The sequence below is a fragment of the uncultured Maribacter sp. genome (assembly GCF_947500985.1).
In the GTDB taxonomy this organism is placed as follows: Bacteria; Bacteroidota; Bacteroidia; order Flavobacteriales; family Flavobacteriaceae; genus Maribacter.
In genome coordinates this window covers 71,629-87,017 of record NZ_CANMTX010000010.1, presented here as the reverse complement: position 1 = coordinate 87,017, position 15,389 = coordinate 71,629, and the positions used below count along the sequence as shown (strand labels likewise).

General features: G+C 33.7%; 16 protein-coding genes. 2 read left to right on the top strand and 14 right to left on the bottom strand.

What is annotated here, in order from left to right:
• Positions 1–289: 289 nt before the first annotated feature.
• The 4 genes from Q0871_RS17035 to Q0871_RS17020 are packed head-to-tail and all read right to left on the bottom strand — an operon-like array spanning position 290 to position 3,924.
• On the bottom strand, positions 290–1,822 hold the full coding sequence (locus tag Q0871_RS17035; protein ID WP_299325839.1) for a cryptochrome/photolyase family protein: 1,533 nt from the start codon (positions 1,820–1,822) through the stop codon (positions 290–292).
• Between the two features lie 23 nt (positions 1,823–1,845).
• A complete protein-coding gene (locus Q0871_RS17030; RefSeq protein WP_299325837.1) occupies positions 1,846–3,141 on the bottom strand; it encodes a DASH family cryptochrome in 1,296 nt (431 codons plus the stop codon).
• On the bottom strand, positions 3,134–3,289 hold the full coding sequence (locus Q0871_RS17025; RefSeq protein ID WP_299325835.1) for a DUF2256 domain-containing protein: 156 nt from the start codon (positions 3,287–3,289) through the stop codon (positions 3,134–3,136). Before Q0871_RS17025 ends, Q0871_RS17030 begins: the two co-directional genes overlap by 8 nt.
• On the bottom strand, positions 3,289–3,924 hold the full coding sequence (locus Q0871_RS17020; protein WP_299325833.1) for a flavin reductase: 636 nt from the start codon (positions 3,922–3,924) through the stop codon (positions 3,289–3,291). The genes Q0871_RS17025 and Q0871_RS17020 overlap by 1 nt, the downstream gene beginning before the upstream one ends.
• A gap of 153 nt (positions 3,925–4,077) precedes the next feature.
• On the opposite strand from Q0871_RS17020, the gene Q0871_RS17015 reads away from it, so the two are divergent.
• Positions 4,078–5,421, top strand: a complete 1,344-nt coding sequence (locus Q0871_RS17015; protein ID WP_299325830.1) for an NAD(P)/FAD-dependent oxidoreductase — start codon at positions 4,078–4,080, stop codon at positions 5,419–5,421.
• On the opposite strand, the gene Q0871_RS17010 is transcribed toward Q0871_RS17015, so the two are convergent.
• The 3 genes from Q0871_RS17010 to Q0871_RS17000 form a co-directional block, all read right to left on the bottom strand.
• Complete coding sequence (locus tag Q0871_RS17010; RefSeq protein WP_299325829.1) at positions 5,422–5,835, bottom strand: DUF4174 domain-containing protein; 414 nt, start codon at positions 5,833–5,835, stop codon at positions 5,422–5,424. It abuts the gene before it with no gap.
• A gap of 70 nt (positions 5,836–5,905) precedes the next feature.
• Positions 5,906–6,685, bottom strand: coding sequence for a C4-type zinc ribbon domain-containing protein (locus Q0871_RS17005; protein ID WP_299325828.1), 780 nt, complete (start codon positions 6,683–6,685; stop codon positions 5,906–5,908).
• Position 6,686: 1 nt separating this feature from the next.
• A complete protein-coding gene (locus Q0871_RS17000) occupies positions 6,687–7,781 on the bottom strand; it encodes a Nif3-like dinuclear metal center hexameric protein (protein WP_299325847.1) in 1,095 nt (364 codons plus the stop codon).
• Positions 7,782–7,831: 50 nt separating this feature from the next.
• On the opposite strand from Q0871_RS17000, the gene lpxK reads away from it, so the two are divergent.
• A complete protein-coding gene (gene lpxK, locus Q0871_RS16995; RefSeq protein ID WP_299325827.1) occupies positions 7,832–8,833 on the top strand; it encodes a tetraacyldisaccharide 4'-kinase in 1,002 nt (333 codons plus the stop codon).
• Here lpxK and Q0871_RS16990 read toward each other — a convergent pair.
• From Q0871_RS16990 to Q0871_RS16960, 7 genes are all read right to left on the bottom strand, one after another.
• Positions 8,814–11,033, bottom strand: coding sequence for an ATP-binding protein (locus tag Q0871_RS16990; RefSeq protein ID WP_299325825.1), 2,220 nt, complete (start codon positions 11,031–11,033; stop codon positions 8,814–8,816). The genes lpxK and Q0871_RS16990 overlap by 20 nt on opposite strands.
• Positions 11,030–12,040 (bottom strand): type I glyceraldehyde-3-phosphate dehydrogenase, encoded by a 1,011-nt coding sequence (gap, locus tag Q0871_RS16985; RefSeq protein ID WP_299325823.1) that lies wholly within the window; start codon positions 12,038–12,040, stop codon positions 11,030–11,032. Before gap ends, Q0871_RS16990 begins: the two co-directional genes overlap by 4 nt.
• A 113-nt stretch (positions 12,041–12,153) precedes the next feature.
• A complete protein-coding gene (gene lipA, locus Q0871_RS16980) occupies positions 12,154–13,029 on the bottom strand; it encodes a lipoyl synthase (RefSeq protein ID WP_299325799.1) in 876 nt (291 codons plus the stop codon).
• Positions 13,030–13,137: 108 nt separating this feature from the next.
• Positions 13,138–13,695, bottom strand: coding sequence for a sigma-70 family RNA polymerase sigma factor (locus tag Q0871_RS16975; RefSeq protein WP_299325797.1), 558 nt, complete (start codon positions 13,693–13,695; stop codon positions 13,138–13,140).
• A 43-nt stretch (positions 13,696–13,738) separates the two neighbouring features.
• Positions 13,739–13,942: a membrane or secreted protein gene (locus tag Q0871_RS16970; RefSeq protein ID WP_073247251.1), complete on the bottom strand. Its 204-nt coding sequence runs from the start codon at positions 13,940–13,942 to the stop codon at positions 13,739–13,741.
• A 75-nt stretch (positions 13,943–14,017) separates the two neighbouring features.
• Positions 14,018–14,776 carry an anti-sigma factor gene (locus tag Q0871_RS16965; RefSeq protein WP_299325792.1) on the bottom strand — a complete coding sequence of 253 codons (759 nt, stop codon included), beginning with the start codon at positions 14,774–14,776 and terminating at the stop codon, positions 14,018–14,020.
• Entirely contained in the window at positions 14,773–15,336 is a 564-nt protein-coding gene (locus Q0871_RS16960; RefSeq protein WP_299325791.1) for a sigma-70 family RNA polymerase sigma factor, read from the bottom strand. Before Q0871_RS16960 ends, Q0871_RS16965 begins: the two co-directional genes overlap by 4 nt.
• Positions 15,337–15,389: the final 53 nt, after the last annotated feature.

Below are 15,389 nucleotides of genomic sequence, written 5' to 3'. Positions count from 1 at the left end.
AGACTGTTAAAATTGTTGTTAAAGAAGTGATTTAAATTACTTAAAGTGGGAAGATGCATTTCGTCGATAAAATCAATGTATTCAACCGATTAGAGATAATTATAAGGTTAAGAATGAAGATTGAAAAGTGTATTTTTTTTTATGATTTGAGACGAAACATAAACACCTTTTCATTCAAATGAAAAGGTGTTTTATTTATATAGGCGCTCTCGCGGAATGTTCTATTTATTTACATTTCAAAAGTATGAATTAGAACGTTTTATGATGTTAATTTTAGTTTAAATAACTATTAAAATGCATCGGGATTTTTAATTATTTCGGCAGCTCTTTCTTGAATTTCAGCTAGTTTGTTTCCGTCCATTTTATTTAAAAGAGCCATCATCATATTCATACGTTGATTGTCTTTAAAATGTTCTCTTTTTTCAGATAGAAAGTTCCAATATAGGGAGTTAAACGGGCAAGCTGTTTCACCAATTTTCTTGGTATGGCTATAGTGACAATTACCGCAATAATTACTCATTTTGTTAATGTAATTAGCGCTACTAACATAAGGTTTTGTTGCTACAATACCGCCATCGGCAAACTGGCTCATACCTCTAGTATTGGTAATTTCAACCCATTCTATGGCATCTATATAAACGCCTAAATACCACTTATCTACTTCATCTGGGTCTATTTGAGTCAACAAAGAAAAATTACCGATAACCATAAGTCTTTGAATATGGTGTGCATAAGAAGCATCTAAGCTTTGACCGATAGCTTTTTTTAGGCAATTCATTTTTGTATTACCTGACCAGAAGAGATCTGGTAATTTATTGGTATTGTTTAATGTGTTCAGTTCTTTGTATTCGGGCATTTCTTTCCAATAAATACCTCTCATATACTCTCTCCAACCTAAAATTTGCCGTATAAAACCTTCTGCCTGAGATATATTTATATTGGTAGTTTTATCGTAAAAATGGTTTAAAACAGCATCTATAACTTCTTTAGGCGATAGTATTTTGGCATTCATTGCGAAAGATAATCTAGAATGAAAAAGAAATTTCTCTTCATCATGCATTGCATCTTGATAATCTCCAAAATGTGGTAAAAGTTGTTTACAGAAGTAATCTAACGTGCTCAAACATTCTTCTCTCGTTACCGGCCAAGCAAAAGATTCTGAATCTATTTTACCAATTGTTTGCACATTCGCATTCTTGAGGAGTTCAATAATTTCTTCTACATTTTTAATGAACTCTTTTTCTTTGGGTATAGGTGGCTGACCCTTCCATTTATTTCTATTGCTTTGATCGTAATTCCATTTTCCTCCTTCCGGTTGATCATTTTGCACCATTATGCCGTGCTTTTTACGCATCATTCTATAAAAGCTTTCCATGACCATTTGCTTTTTACCAGTATAGAAATCTTTTAGCTCATATCTGGTCGTATAAAAATGTTCGCTATCGTAATAATCATGAGCGATATCTAAAGAATTACAAATTTGTTGCAGCTGTTGGTCAAGCCTATATTCGTCTGGCAGTTGATACTCGAATTTTTCGGCATTAGTTTCGGCTATTGTATTTGAAATAATTTGCTCTAAATTTTTAGGATTGTTTTTATCATTTAGTTGATAATAAAAGAAATTATGCCCATTTACAGAAAGGTCATTTTTAAAACTGCGCATTGCTAAAAAGAATGGCGTTACTTTCTGAATATGATGATTTACATAATCTGTTTCTTGCCTCATTTCAGCCATAACATAAGTAATATCATCATTTACCGAGGAGAACCACGAGTGGTTTTGATTTAATTGATCACCTAAAATTAAGCGTACTGTTTTCATTTTTTTATTATTTGTGGTTAAGGTTAGAACAATGTTTTTTGTAACCATAACCTTTGATATTTACCTGTAGCATCATATCGTTCAGCTTGACCTTTAATATTAAACTTTCGGTTTCTGGGATCATTACCTACACCGCTAGCGTACATCCAATTACCCCAATTACTGTGTACATCATAATCTATTAGCATACTTTCAAAATAAGCGGCACCAATTCGCCAATCTTGCTCTAGTTCTTTAGACCAAAAGCTAGCCACATTTTGTCTACCTCTATTGCTCATCCATCCGGTTTCTAATAGTTCTTTCATGTTAGCATTTACAAAAGGTTCTTTAGTTAAACCATTGATCCAAGTATGTTTATCTTTTTCATTGATTTTAGGATCATAGGTACTATTAAGAATTCCCCCTAACTTGAAAATTGCATCTTGGTGTTTTAGCGAAACATATTTAAAATAATCCCTCCAAATCAATTCAAATATTAACCAATACGTATCTTGATTTTTGATAATTTCTCTTTCGAATTTTTTTACTTCCCAGTAAATTGTTCTCGGCGAGATACTGCCGTTTGCTAACCAAGCAGATAATTTTGAACTGTAGTCGACACCAATTAATCCGTTTCTCGTTTTTTTATAAAAACCTAATTTTTTAGTTTCCCAAAAGTAATGTTGAACTCTCTTGAGCGCCTCTAGTTCTCCGCCTTTGAAAGGGAAAGCATTATTAACATGTGTAGAGAAATTGGTAAAACCTAATTCATTTAAAGTGGGAATTTCAGTTTCATTTACCACTAAGTTTTCATGTGACATTTTTGGTGGTAGTTTCGCTATTGGTCTTACTTTGCTAACTGCCTCACACTTTTTTCTGAAGTTAGTAAAAACATCGGGTATAGATTTAAAGTCATCAAAAGGTATGTCATCTGGGTGATATAAAAATTGATCATATATTTCATGAAAGTTAATGCTAGGATCTAAGTTATTTTTTACATTGTTTAGTATAACCTGTTCATCTCTAGTCCATTCTTTTTGTAAGAAAATAGTGTTTATGTTCTGGTTGGCAATAAGGCTTGGTAAGTGATCTACAGTGTTACCGCGATAAACAAAAAGCGGAATATTTAGTTTTTCAAGCTCTTCTTTTAATTGCTGTACAGTTTCCAACAGAAATTTTGCCCTATACTTTTCTGTTCTTTTGAATCCGAATTCATCAGGTTCAAAGTATGAAGATTCAAAACAGTAAAAGCCGATAACCTTTTTTCCTTTCACTGCTTCAACAAGCGAAGAATTATCACGAACCCGTAGGTCGTTTCTAAACCAGATTAAATTATTCATGAATTTCGGTTTTCAGTTTATTACGTCTACATTTCTCCCCGCAGTACTTTACATCGTCCCAATTGCGTGCCCATTTTTTGCGCCACGAAAATGGCTTGTTACATGTAGCGCAAATTTTTGTTTCCAGGTTTACTTTTTTATGCGCCACTATAGTATAAGTTTACTGGGTTCGTCTGGTTTTGCATAAGCGAATCGTGCTAAAAGCTGAGGTAGGGCATAAGCATCCAATCCATTTATGGCGACAGTATGTGCTTTGTCTAATTGCAACCAACCGTCATTTTGTAAAATATTGTCCGGTAAATAGACATGCTCAATAGCGCCAATAATTAATAAGCATCCATTCTCTTTAATTTCATATTCGTTCACATAGCTGCAACCCAATTTAATAGCACTCTCTTTTACGAACGGAGCCTGAAAATTATCTAAATAAGATTCGGTTAAGTTGGTTTTTGAAAACTCTGAAATATCTTCATCATAACTAGCGGCAGTATGATGCGCATCTTTTATGATAGATTTATTTACCTGGTTGACCGTGAAGAATCCGCTTTCTTTAAAGTTGGTATAGGTGTTTCTTTTAACGGTTAATGGTCTAAGAATAAACCCTAGCATAGGTGGTGTACTACCAATATGAACCACCGAATTGAAAATAGCCAAATTACTAATACCGGTATCAGATTTAGAACCTAATAAGTTGGCAGATTTATAACCGGTACAACTATTAATTAAATGAGCTCTGTATCTACTAGGCATTTTACCTAGGTCTTCTTTATTAAAATGTTTCAAGTTGTATATTTTGTTTAACAAAAATAATTAAAAATTAAACAGATATGAGCTCAATAAAGAAAATGATTTGTTTAGTTTACCTTTTTATAGAAGGAATGAAGGCATAATTTCCTATTTTTAACGTTGAATTAATGTTGGCTTAAAGCCTTATACATGACCCAAGAAAAAAAGAACATTGCTATTATAGGTTCAGGCCTAGTAGGATCTTTGCTTGCCATTTACCTGAAAAGATACGGACATCAAATTACGGTTTTCGATAGAAGACCAGATATTAGAAATATAGAATTTTCTGGTCGATCCATTAATCTTGCCATGAGTAATAGAGGTTGGAACGCTTTGAGGGCAGTTGGCATAGAAGACGAGATTAAAGAAATCGCCATACCCTTAGATAAAAGGGCGATGCACGTAATAGGCAAGGAGCAATATTTTCAAAAATACGGTAAGGACGGTGAGGCTATTTGGTCTATATCTCGTGGTGTACTCAATAGACGTATGATTGATCTTGCAGAAAAGAATGGTGTAGAATTTCGTTTTGAAGAAAAAGTTTGGGATATAGATTTACCCGGTGCCAAAGTTTTTACAGGTGAAAGTGAAAAAGGGGAGTGGGTAGAATATCCGTTTGATCTGGTATTTGGCTGTGATGGGGCTTTTTCAAGGGTTCGTCATAAAATGCAAAGGCGCAGTAGATTTGATTATTCTCAAGATTTTATTGATGTGGGATATAAAGAATTGACTATACCGGCAAATGCCGATGGTTCTCATAAATTAGATAAGAATTCTTTTCATATATGGCCGCGTGGTAAATTTATGTTTATCGCTATGCCAAATTTAGATGGCAGTTTTACCTGTACATTATTTATGCCCTTTGGAGGTGATGTTTCATTTGAAAATATAAAGACCAAAAAAGAAGCGGTACATTTTTTCAATACCTATTTCCCGAATGTTATGGATGATATAGAGAATCTTACAGAAGATTTCTTTAAGAACCCCACGAGCGCCATGGTAACGATGAAATGCTATCCTTGGACCTATTGGGACAAAGTAGCCCTTGTAGGCGACTCAGCGCATGCCGTAGTACCATTTTACGGACAAGGAATGAACGCTGGCTTTGAAGATATATTTGTATTGGATGAAATTATAAAGGAATTTGGAAATGATTGGGAGCGTATTTTTTCTACCTATCAAGAAAAGCGCAAACCAAATGCTGATGCAATAGCAGAATTGAGCTATCGTAATTTTGTGGAGATGAGCAGTAAAACTGCCGACACCAATTTCTTGCTACAGAAAAAAATAGAAAAGCACTTTTCGGCAAAGCATCCAGAAAAATGGATTCCTGCTTACAGTAGAGTTACATTCTCAAATAGACCCTATGCAGAAGCACTGGCAGAAGGCGATGCACAAGAAGATATTATGAGAGAAGTAATGAAACTGCCAAATATAGCAGAGAAATGGGATAGTGAAGAAGTTGAAAAACTATTGTTAAAGCTAATAGGGTAATTACTTATTATACCTTATTTCACTTTTACGCATTGGCATACTATCTATTAAGTCAAGCAATTTGTCTAGGTTAAATGGGTATGTAGCTTTAGATTTAATTCCGCTATCTTTTCCTGTTAAAATATAACCATCGTATGTTTCTGGCAATATCTCTGATTTTTTTATATCAGTAGGTTTTCTATTAGTACTATAAAATATATTGTCTTTGTAAACGAAAACAAGAATATCTCTTTCAGTAAATTTAGAGGCATTGTTATCGATAATTTCTAAGGCAGACTTTACATCGGTAGTGTTAGTATGGTTTTCATAAAGAATTACAATTCTATTTTTCCATTTGTAGTCCGATAAATCTTGAGCTTCTATATTAAGACTATACATCATAATAAAAATTAAAAGGATTTTTAAAGATTTCATAGTCATGAATGTAAACAAAAAAAGCCATCTTTTAAAGATGGCTTTTTTAATATATGTAGGATGTTTGCTATTATAATTTAGAGAACATTTTTTGCATTTTTTCGCTTTCTTCTTCAGCTAACGTTGGGTCAACTAAAATACGACCACTATGCTCATCTGTAATTATCTTCTTTCTTGAAGCAATTTCAACTTGAACCTGAGGTGGAATAGTAAAGAAAGAACCACCAGAAGCACCTCTTTCAATTGGCACAACAGCTAAACCATTCTTAACATTGTTACGAATACGTGCATATGCCTTTACCAAACGCTCTTCAATTTTATCTTGAAATTTGATAGACTCTTGTAACAACGCTTTTTCTTCTTTCTCAGTTTCAGCAAGAATAGCGTTTAATTCGCTTTTCTTATGCTTAAGGTGAGCCTCACGTTCAGATAAACGTTCTTTAGTTTCAGAAATAACTGCTTTCTTCTGATCAATTTGAGCTTTGAATTCTTTAATGTTCTTTTCAGCTAATTGAATTTCCAATTCTTGAAACTCCAATTCTTTACTGATAGAATTAAATTCTCTACTGTTACGAACATTTTTTTGTTGCTCGCCGTATTTTTTAATTAAAGTCTTTGCTTCTTCAATAAGGTTCTTCTTAGCACCGATTTCAAAATTGATATTTTCTAAATCAGATTTAAGTTTATCCATTCTCGTTTTTAGGCCAAGGACTTCATCTTCCAAATCTTCTACTTCTAAAGGAAGTTCTCCTCGAACATTCCTTATTTCATCAACTCTAGAATCAATTAATTGCAAATCATATAATGCTCTTAACTTTGCTTCTACAGATGAATCTTCTTTTTTTGCCATATTAAAAATAATTGATGGGATTTGTTATACTTTCCGATAAATGGATTGCAAAATTAGGAATTTTTTTCGTAAGATAATCAACTAAAAGGTTTTTTGTAAACTGCTCAGTTTCAAAGTGTCCTATATCTGCCAAAACTATTTGGTTTTCAGCCTCGTAAAATTGGTGATATTTAAGGTCTGCAGTAACAAATACGTCTGCTCCGGCAGCTTTAGCCGCGCCAATAGCAAATGAACCACTACCGCCAAGTACAGCTACTTTTTTAATTGGTTTATTTAAAAAACTAGAATGACGTACCAATTTAGCGTTCATTTTAAGCTTTAAATGGTCAAGAAATTCGGTTTCAGTGATTTCTTTGTCTAATTTACCTACCATACCCATACCAATATATTGGTTGGTATTTTCTATAGTTTGTATGTCATAAGCCACCTCTTCGTATGGGTGAGAAGACAACAAAGCCTTAATTATAACAGATTCTTCATTCTTGCCAAAAACACAAGTAAACATTATTTCATTTTCTGTATGTGTAGTGCCAATACTTCCCTTTGCAGGATTCGCATCTTCATTAGCTTTATAGGTGCCATTACCTTCAACTGTAAAACTGCAACCAGAATAGTTTCCAATTTCACCTGCACCAGCCGTAAAAAGTGCATTTTTAACTTCTTCTAGATTATCGTTAGGAATATAGGTGGTCAATTTTTTAATCGTATTTTTTTGAGGGATAAGTATTTGAGTATTCGATAAGCCTAGAATTTCACAGATTTTAGCATTTACGCCATGTCTAGCGTTGTCAAGAGCTGTATGGTTAGAGTAAATGGCAATGTCGTTTTTAATCGCTTTAATGACTACGCGTTCCACATAATTTTTACCGGTTATTTTTTTTAATCCTCCGAAAATAATAGGGTGGAAGCTTACAATTAAATTACACTTTTTAGCGATAGCTTCATCTACAACATTTTCTAAAGTATCTAGCGTAACTAAGACTCCGCTGACTTCTGTAGAGGCGTTGCCAACTAACAATCCTACGTTGTCAAAATCTTCGGCATAGGCCAAAGGTGCGAAGTCCTCTAAAATTTGAGTGATGTCTTTTACGGTCATTTTATTGAAAAATAAGATATTCAAAGATAAATTATTATAATTTCGTTCTGATGCAGGTGTTACGAAAACTTCTTTTTCCTATTTCATTGATCTACGGCTTAATCGTGTTTCTTAGAAATCGCCTGTACGATATGGGTATTTATTCTTCAAAATCGTTTTCTACAAAAACAATTTGTGTGGGTAATTTAAGTGTAGGCGGCACAGGAAAAACACCTATGATAGAGTTATTAGTGCGTGCACTAAAAGAAGATTATGGTGTAGCTATACTAAGTAGAGGGTACAAAAGAAAATCTGAAGGGTTTTTACTTTCAGATGAGAAAACAATTGTTGAAGATTTGGGCGATGAACCTTTTCAGCTAAAAACTAAATTCCCTGAAATTACAGTAGCGGTCGATGCCGATAGAAGAAATGGTATTAGTCAGCTTGAAAATTTAATAAAGCCAGATGTTATTTTATTAGACGATGCTTTTCAGCATAGAAAAGTGAAACCAGATTTTTCAATTCTGTTAACCGCATATGACAATTTGTATGTGAATGATTGGTATTTGCCAACGGGTAACTTGCGAGATTCTAAAAGAGAGGCAAGTCGTGCAAATGTGATTGTAGTAACTAAATGTCCGTCAGATGTATCCAAACAAGAAAGAGCTTCAATAGCGGTAAAAATGAATCTCGCGGCTGATCAAAAGTTATTGTTTAGTTATTTGAGGTATAATACTGATTTAAAAGGTGCTGAGGTAACTTTAGATTCGTTAAGGGGTGAAAAAGTTACATTGGTAACTGGTATTGCCAATCCTGCGCCATTAGAGAAATATTTACTTTCAGAAGGTCTCACTTTTGAACACCTAAAATATAATGACCACCATTTTTTTTCTGATCAAGAGATTGCGCTATTGAGAGAAAAGGAGTGTATACTAACTACAGAGAAAGACTATGTACGTTTACAATCTAAACTACCTAAGTTGCACTATATTGAAGTTAAGCATGAGTTTTTAGAAGATGGTAAAGCGATTTTAGAAGCAGCGTTAAATCAGTTTATGACAAAGACTTCTTAGGTCTTTTGTCAAAAATATTCTCCCCTATCTTTTGGTAAAAAACTTCAGGCTTAAAGGGTTTAGTAACTACATCGTCACAACCTGCGGCGTAGAAACTCTCTAAACTATCATCTAATGAAATTGCTGTAAGTGCAATTATTGGAGTGTCTTGATTGAATTTTCTAATTTGAATGGTCGCTTCTTCACCACTGATGCCAGGCATATGAATATCCATAAGTATGGCATCATATACATTCTCTTGAGCGGCTGTAACTGCTTCATGGCCATTGTTGGCAATATCACTGGTCATATCTCTTTTAGAAAGCATCTTTTTGGTAATGACCTGGTTTATTTTGTTATCCTCAACAATTAGTAAATGCAACCCTTTAAAATCATAATCTTTAGGCGTAATTTCAAACGAAATGTCTTCAGCAGTACTATCAATACTCTTCATCTGAATTTCAAAGAAGAAAGAACTGCCTTCGCCCAATGCGCTCTCTAACTCAATTTTACTTTCAAATAGGCTAAGTAGACTTTTTACAATGGTAAGACCTAAACCGGTGCCACCATACTCTCTGTTAATCTGAATAGACCCTTGTTCAAATCCTTCGAAAATACTTTTTTGCTTCTCTTTTGAGATACCTATACCATTATCTTTAACTTCAAAGTAGATGGTAATATCATCTTCGATTTTGTTTAATAATTTGGCAATAACCTTTACCTCACCGCCTTTGGTGAATTTGATGGAATTACCAATCAAATTCATAAATACTTGTGAGAGTTTTAAAGGATCACTTAGTAAATTACTAGGGATATCTGAATCGTATTCTAAAACTAAGTTTGTATTATTCGACTTTGCACTTTGTCCTAAAGAATTAATTACTTCATTAATTACTTTATTAAGGTTGAACTCCATGTTTAGGGGTTCTAATTTGTTCGCATCAATTTTGTTGATGTGTAGAATGTCGTTAATAAAGTTAAGTAAGTAATCTCCAGAAAATTTTAGTGCTTTTAAATGTTCTTTTTGATGTTCCTCTGGGTCTTCTTCTAATAGTAGATGGGTTAAGCCGGTAACAGCATACAGCGGAGTTCTAAGTTCATGACTCACTGTAGAAAGGAAATTTGTTTTCGCTTCCATAGCTTGCACGGCGCCATCTCTAGCAATTTGTAGTTCTTTATTTTTAGTTTGTAAAAGATCGTTGGTTTTTAACTTTATCTGGTTATTTCTATACAGTGTAACTGCCAGTAATGAAATAATGATTAAAAATGCAGAAGTTAAAATAGCCGTAAGTTCAGATCTGTTTTGAGATTCGGTAAGCTCTTCTATTTTTTTCTCTTGGCGTGCAATCTCTTCAGTCTTGTAATCATCCCTAATCTTATCTGCTGTTTTAGCTTCAATTATATTTTTATCAATATTAAAAATCGAATCTTTTAATTGAACTAAATTTTGTGTATTTACAAGAGACTTTTGGTATAAGCCTAGTCTTTCGTATACAGAAGATAATAATGTGTTTGAATTTTTAATGTCTTCTAAAAACCCGTTGGCAGTAGCAAGCGTTAGTGCATTCTCTCCGTTTTTTGCAGCCTCAGATAAATTGTCGATTTTTAAATTTAACTCAGCAAGCGTTAGATAAGCCTGCGTAGTAAGGTATTCTTTTTCGTAAAGATCTGTGTTTACAATAAGTGAGTTTAAATTTTTAGTGGCGCTATCATATTTCTCTAAACTGAGATATACCTTAGCTTCGGTCAGTAACAGATTATTGTAAAAATTACGATCGTTATTTAGTTGTTTAGCTTCATTGAGCATGAACAAAGCTTGAAAGTTTCTGTTACTTCTGTGTAAAAGAATAGCTTCGATATATTTGTGCATGCCATCACCATAAGGGTATTCGATGTCTTTTAAAAGAACGCTGGCGCGATCCCAATAGAATTCGGTATCACCTTCTTTGTCAATCTTTAAGTAGAGTAAGGCTAATTCGTGTAAACTATCTATAAGTCCTTTAATATCTTCACCTTTTTCAGCTTCGTTTGCAGCAGTATTTAATGTTTCAAGCGCAAGATCGATTTTATCTTGATTCTTAAATTTTCTTGCTTGATCGAAATAAGGTTGTATATCTGTTTTTTGAATTTGATTTTGTGAAAATAGGGCGGTGGTAGTCGCCAAAATTACAATGGGGACTAGTAAAATTTTTAATGCTTTATTTAAAAATAAAATCTTCAAATATAATTTTTAGTACTAATAAAATTAATTAAATCTATGATTCTGCTGCTGTATCCGGTTTCATTATCATACCAGCCGATAATTTTAACCATTTTACCTATTACAGAAGTCATCAAAGAATCAAACGTACAAGAGTAGCAACTATTGTTTATATCAATAGAAACTATTGGATCACTTGTGTAGTGTACTATATTTTTAAAATGGTTTTGTGATGCTTTTTCAAATGTAGAGTTTATTTCTTCAATATTTGTAGCTCGTTTTACGTTAAGGGTAATATCGGTCAAAGAACCATTAGGTACGGGTACCCTAATGCCGCAACCCCCAATAGTATCCGCTAATTCGGGAAATATTTTGGTCAATGCTTTTGCTGCACCTGTAGTAGTAGGCACTATTGATTGCGATGCTGCACGAGCCCTTCTTAAATCTCTATGAGGTTGATCGTGCAGGCTTTGGTCGGTAGTGTAAGAATGTATGGTTGTTATATAGGCTTGTTCAATACCACATAAATCGTTGATAATTTTTATCATTGGCGCAGCATTGTTTGTGGTGCAAGACGCATTAGATATAATATCATCAGATTTTGTCAACGTATTTTCATTAATGCCAAAGACAATCATTTTTATGTCATCTTCAGTTGGCGGTACTGATAAAATTACCTTTTTAGCGCCATTTTTAATATGAAAAGATAAAGTATCTCTATCCTTGAATTTACCGGTACATTCTACAACAACATCTACCGCTTTAGTTGACCAATTAATTTTAGAAGGGTGAGATTCGTTGTATAAAGAAATAGCATTTCCGTTTACAATTATGTGCTTTTTATCATGTGAAATGTCAAGGGGTGAGGTACCGTGAATACTATCGTATTTTAATAAATGCGAAAGCGTACGGGTATCTGCCAAATCATTAATGGCAACCACATTTAGATTTTCATGCGCTTGTAGAAGGCGAAATAAGGTTCTACCTATTCTTCCAAAACCATTAATACCGATGTTCAGTTTATGCATTGGTTACTACCGATGAATGTGTTTTATTAATACTCATAGTTCCTTTTCATTAGAACTAGCAATTGGTCTTCGATTGGTTTCTAAGTAAATAAAAAGAATGTTCTTGATAGCAATTATAGAATATGCTTGTGTGCTTTGTAAGAAGATCTAACTAAGGCGCCACTTTCAACATGTCTAAATCCCATTTCAAGACCTATATCTTCATATTTCTTAAACTGTTCTGGAGTAATAAACTCTTTAACAGGAAGATGTTTTTTCGATGGCTGTAAGTACTGACCGATAGTAACAACATCAACATCTGCATTACGCAAATCTGCCAATGTGGTAATAACTTCATCTTCGTGTTCACCAAGACCTAGCATAATACCAGATTTAGTTCTGTTGATACCTTGCTTTTTTAAGTAATTAAGCGCTTCAAGACTACGTTCGTATTTTGCTTGTATACGTACTTCTCTAGTAAGTCTTTTAACAGTTTCCATATTATGTGAAACAACTTCTGGAGAAACCGCTACAATTCTATCTAAATGCTTTTCTATGCCTTGAAAGTCAGGTATTAAAGTTTCTAAAGTTGTAGTAGGATTCATTCTACGTATCGCCTTCACTGTTTCTGCCCAAATGATAGAACCCATGTCTTTAAGGTCATCTCTATCGACAGATGTAATTACAGCGTGCTTAATACCCATAATTTTTATTGATCTAGCAACCTTTTCAGGTTCAGCCCAATCTACATTTTCAGGTCTACCGGTTTTAACACCGCAGAATCCGCATGATCTAGTACAAACATTACCTAGTATCATAAAAGTTGCGGTACCTTCACCCCAGCATTCGCCCATGTTAGGGCAGCTACCACTAGTGCAAATAGTATGTAGGTCATACTTATCTACCAGACCTCTAAGTTGAGTGTATTTCTTACCCGTAGGTAATTTAACTCTAAGCCATTTCGGTTTACCTTTTGGTGGGGCAATATTTTCTTTTAAAACTGTAGACATGCTCTAAATTTTATACAAATATACGAACTAAAAAAGTGTGGATAACGCAGAATTACGTGCTACACAAATGAGTTCTAAATTATGAGAAATTTCTAATTGAATTATATTTTACTTTCTGTCTTTGATAATTTCAGAAAGTAATTTTTTTGCCCTTAGCAATTTTACTTTAACACTGTTGATGGGTTCGTTTAAATGAGTGGCAATATCAGCATAACTTAACTCATTAAAATACCTAAGATTGATAACGGCTTGGTAATGAGGTTTTAGTTTTTTAATATCTCTAAGTAAATCGGCTAAATTTTGTTCTTGAATCAATTGGTCTTCCATTGAAGGTGAAGCATCTAGGGCGCTTGTTATTACTTCAGAATTACTTCTAGAATCTAATAAGCTCTTTTTTCGCTTTCTAACTAAATCGATATGTATGTTTTTAGAAATAGCAATCAACCAAGTTTTAAATACGTACGAATCGTTATAAGTCTTTATCTTATCGAAAGCTTTAGAAAAAGTTTGAATGGTAATATCTTCAGAATCATTCTCATTTTCGGTACGCTTTAATTGAAAGCCATAAACATCATTCCAAAACATATCTAATAAGCGACTAAAAGCAATTTGCTTGCCTTCTTTCGCTTTTTGTATTGTTTCTTCTAAAGTGTCTGTTTTATTCAAAAAATGATTTTGGTATGCGTAATGTTAAGATAAGTAATTTTGATTACTCGGTAATCATATCCTTTTTACAATCTTGTTCACTTGGCATTTTGCCACACATACCACAGGCTTGGCCATCTTGATTCAAAAAAGGACTTTGACTTGCGCAAGTTCCTGCAAACTCTCCGTCTTTTTTAGACCATATTTTAATTGCGATACCCGCAAAAGCCAATGCTAACAACCCAATGGTTAATAATACTAGTTTCATGTGCTAAATTTTAAACAAAGATAAAAAATAAAGCCCCAATAATGGGGCTTTAAGAATACTTTATGTGTGTTAGCATTAGTAAGCTATATTCGCCACTATGTTTTCTACACTAGGTGCATGATTACCACCTTTTTGCTCAATTGTAATATAACCAACGGCATTTTCTGCATATGGTAATGCTAATAATTTTTGTTGGTCACCGGCTTCTTCTATAATACCTAAGTTAATCATTTTACCGTTAACCTCTGCCCACATTTGAAAACATTGACTTTCTGGAATATGAGGTAATTTGCTAACGTTTATATAAGATAGCTTTTTTACAGGGTTTATGTAGGCAACAGCTTTTAAGTCTTTTGCTTTTTGGTTACCCTTTACGTTGTATTTTTTAGTTTGAGGATTATTTAGAACGATAAACTGGTTACGTACATCTTCTAACTGCTCTTTCATGTTTTCTTCAAGCAATTTTATCTTATTGCTAACAACACTGTTCTCTTCTTGCAAACTCTGGTTTTGATTCCAGAAAAAGGTAGAGATACCGATAAACATAATAGCTGTAATACTTGCTGCAATAGCGTAGCTGTAAAATCTTTTTCTACCCTTACGTTCCGCTCTTATTCTAGAGTTGATTTTGTCTTTTAAACCTTGTGGGGCTTCAATTGCATGCAGCTTAGCAAAAATTTCAAGATTATCCTGTAATTCGCTATATGTTTCCCTTACCTCTGGGTACATGGCAATATAGCGCTCTACCTGAAGGTTTTCCAACTCGGTAGTTGTTCCCAATAGATACTTTTCTAATAAATCAGAATCAAGGAAAATTCTTATTTTGTCTTTCATAATACGAAATTTAATAACATGGCAACTACGGCAGGACCATAGATTTTGCCTAATTCACGTAATCCAATTTTAAGTCTAGATTTAATAGTTCCTAAGGGAATATCCAACTCGTCACTTGCTTCCTGTTGGGTCATACCTTGAAAGAAAAGAGCTTCCAAAACAATTTGATACTTATCTTCAATTTTGTCTAGATGTTCTCTTACATCCATTAACTCAGGTCTTGTACTTTCTACGCCTAAAGTATATACGTCAGAAACGTCTATTTGGATTTCTTTATCAGATTTTGTGTTGACACTTCTTAATTTGTCAATAGCGGTATTTCGTGTAATTCTAAAAAGCCAAGTAAAAAGTTTCGCTTTTTTAGGATCGTATGTATCCGCTTTTTTCCAAATCTTCACAAAAGATTCTTGAACTACATCTTGAGCCAAATCGGGATCACGCACAACCTTGTTCGCCACACCTAGTAGGGTGTCAGCATAATTATCGTACAAGAGAGAAATCGCTTTTTCGTTTCTTTCTTGTAATAATTCAACAATATGATTTTCTAATAGAGTGCTCATAATTTAAAAGATGTGCATATTTTTTTATAATGGACATCCAAATGCAAAGATTG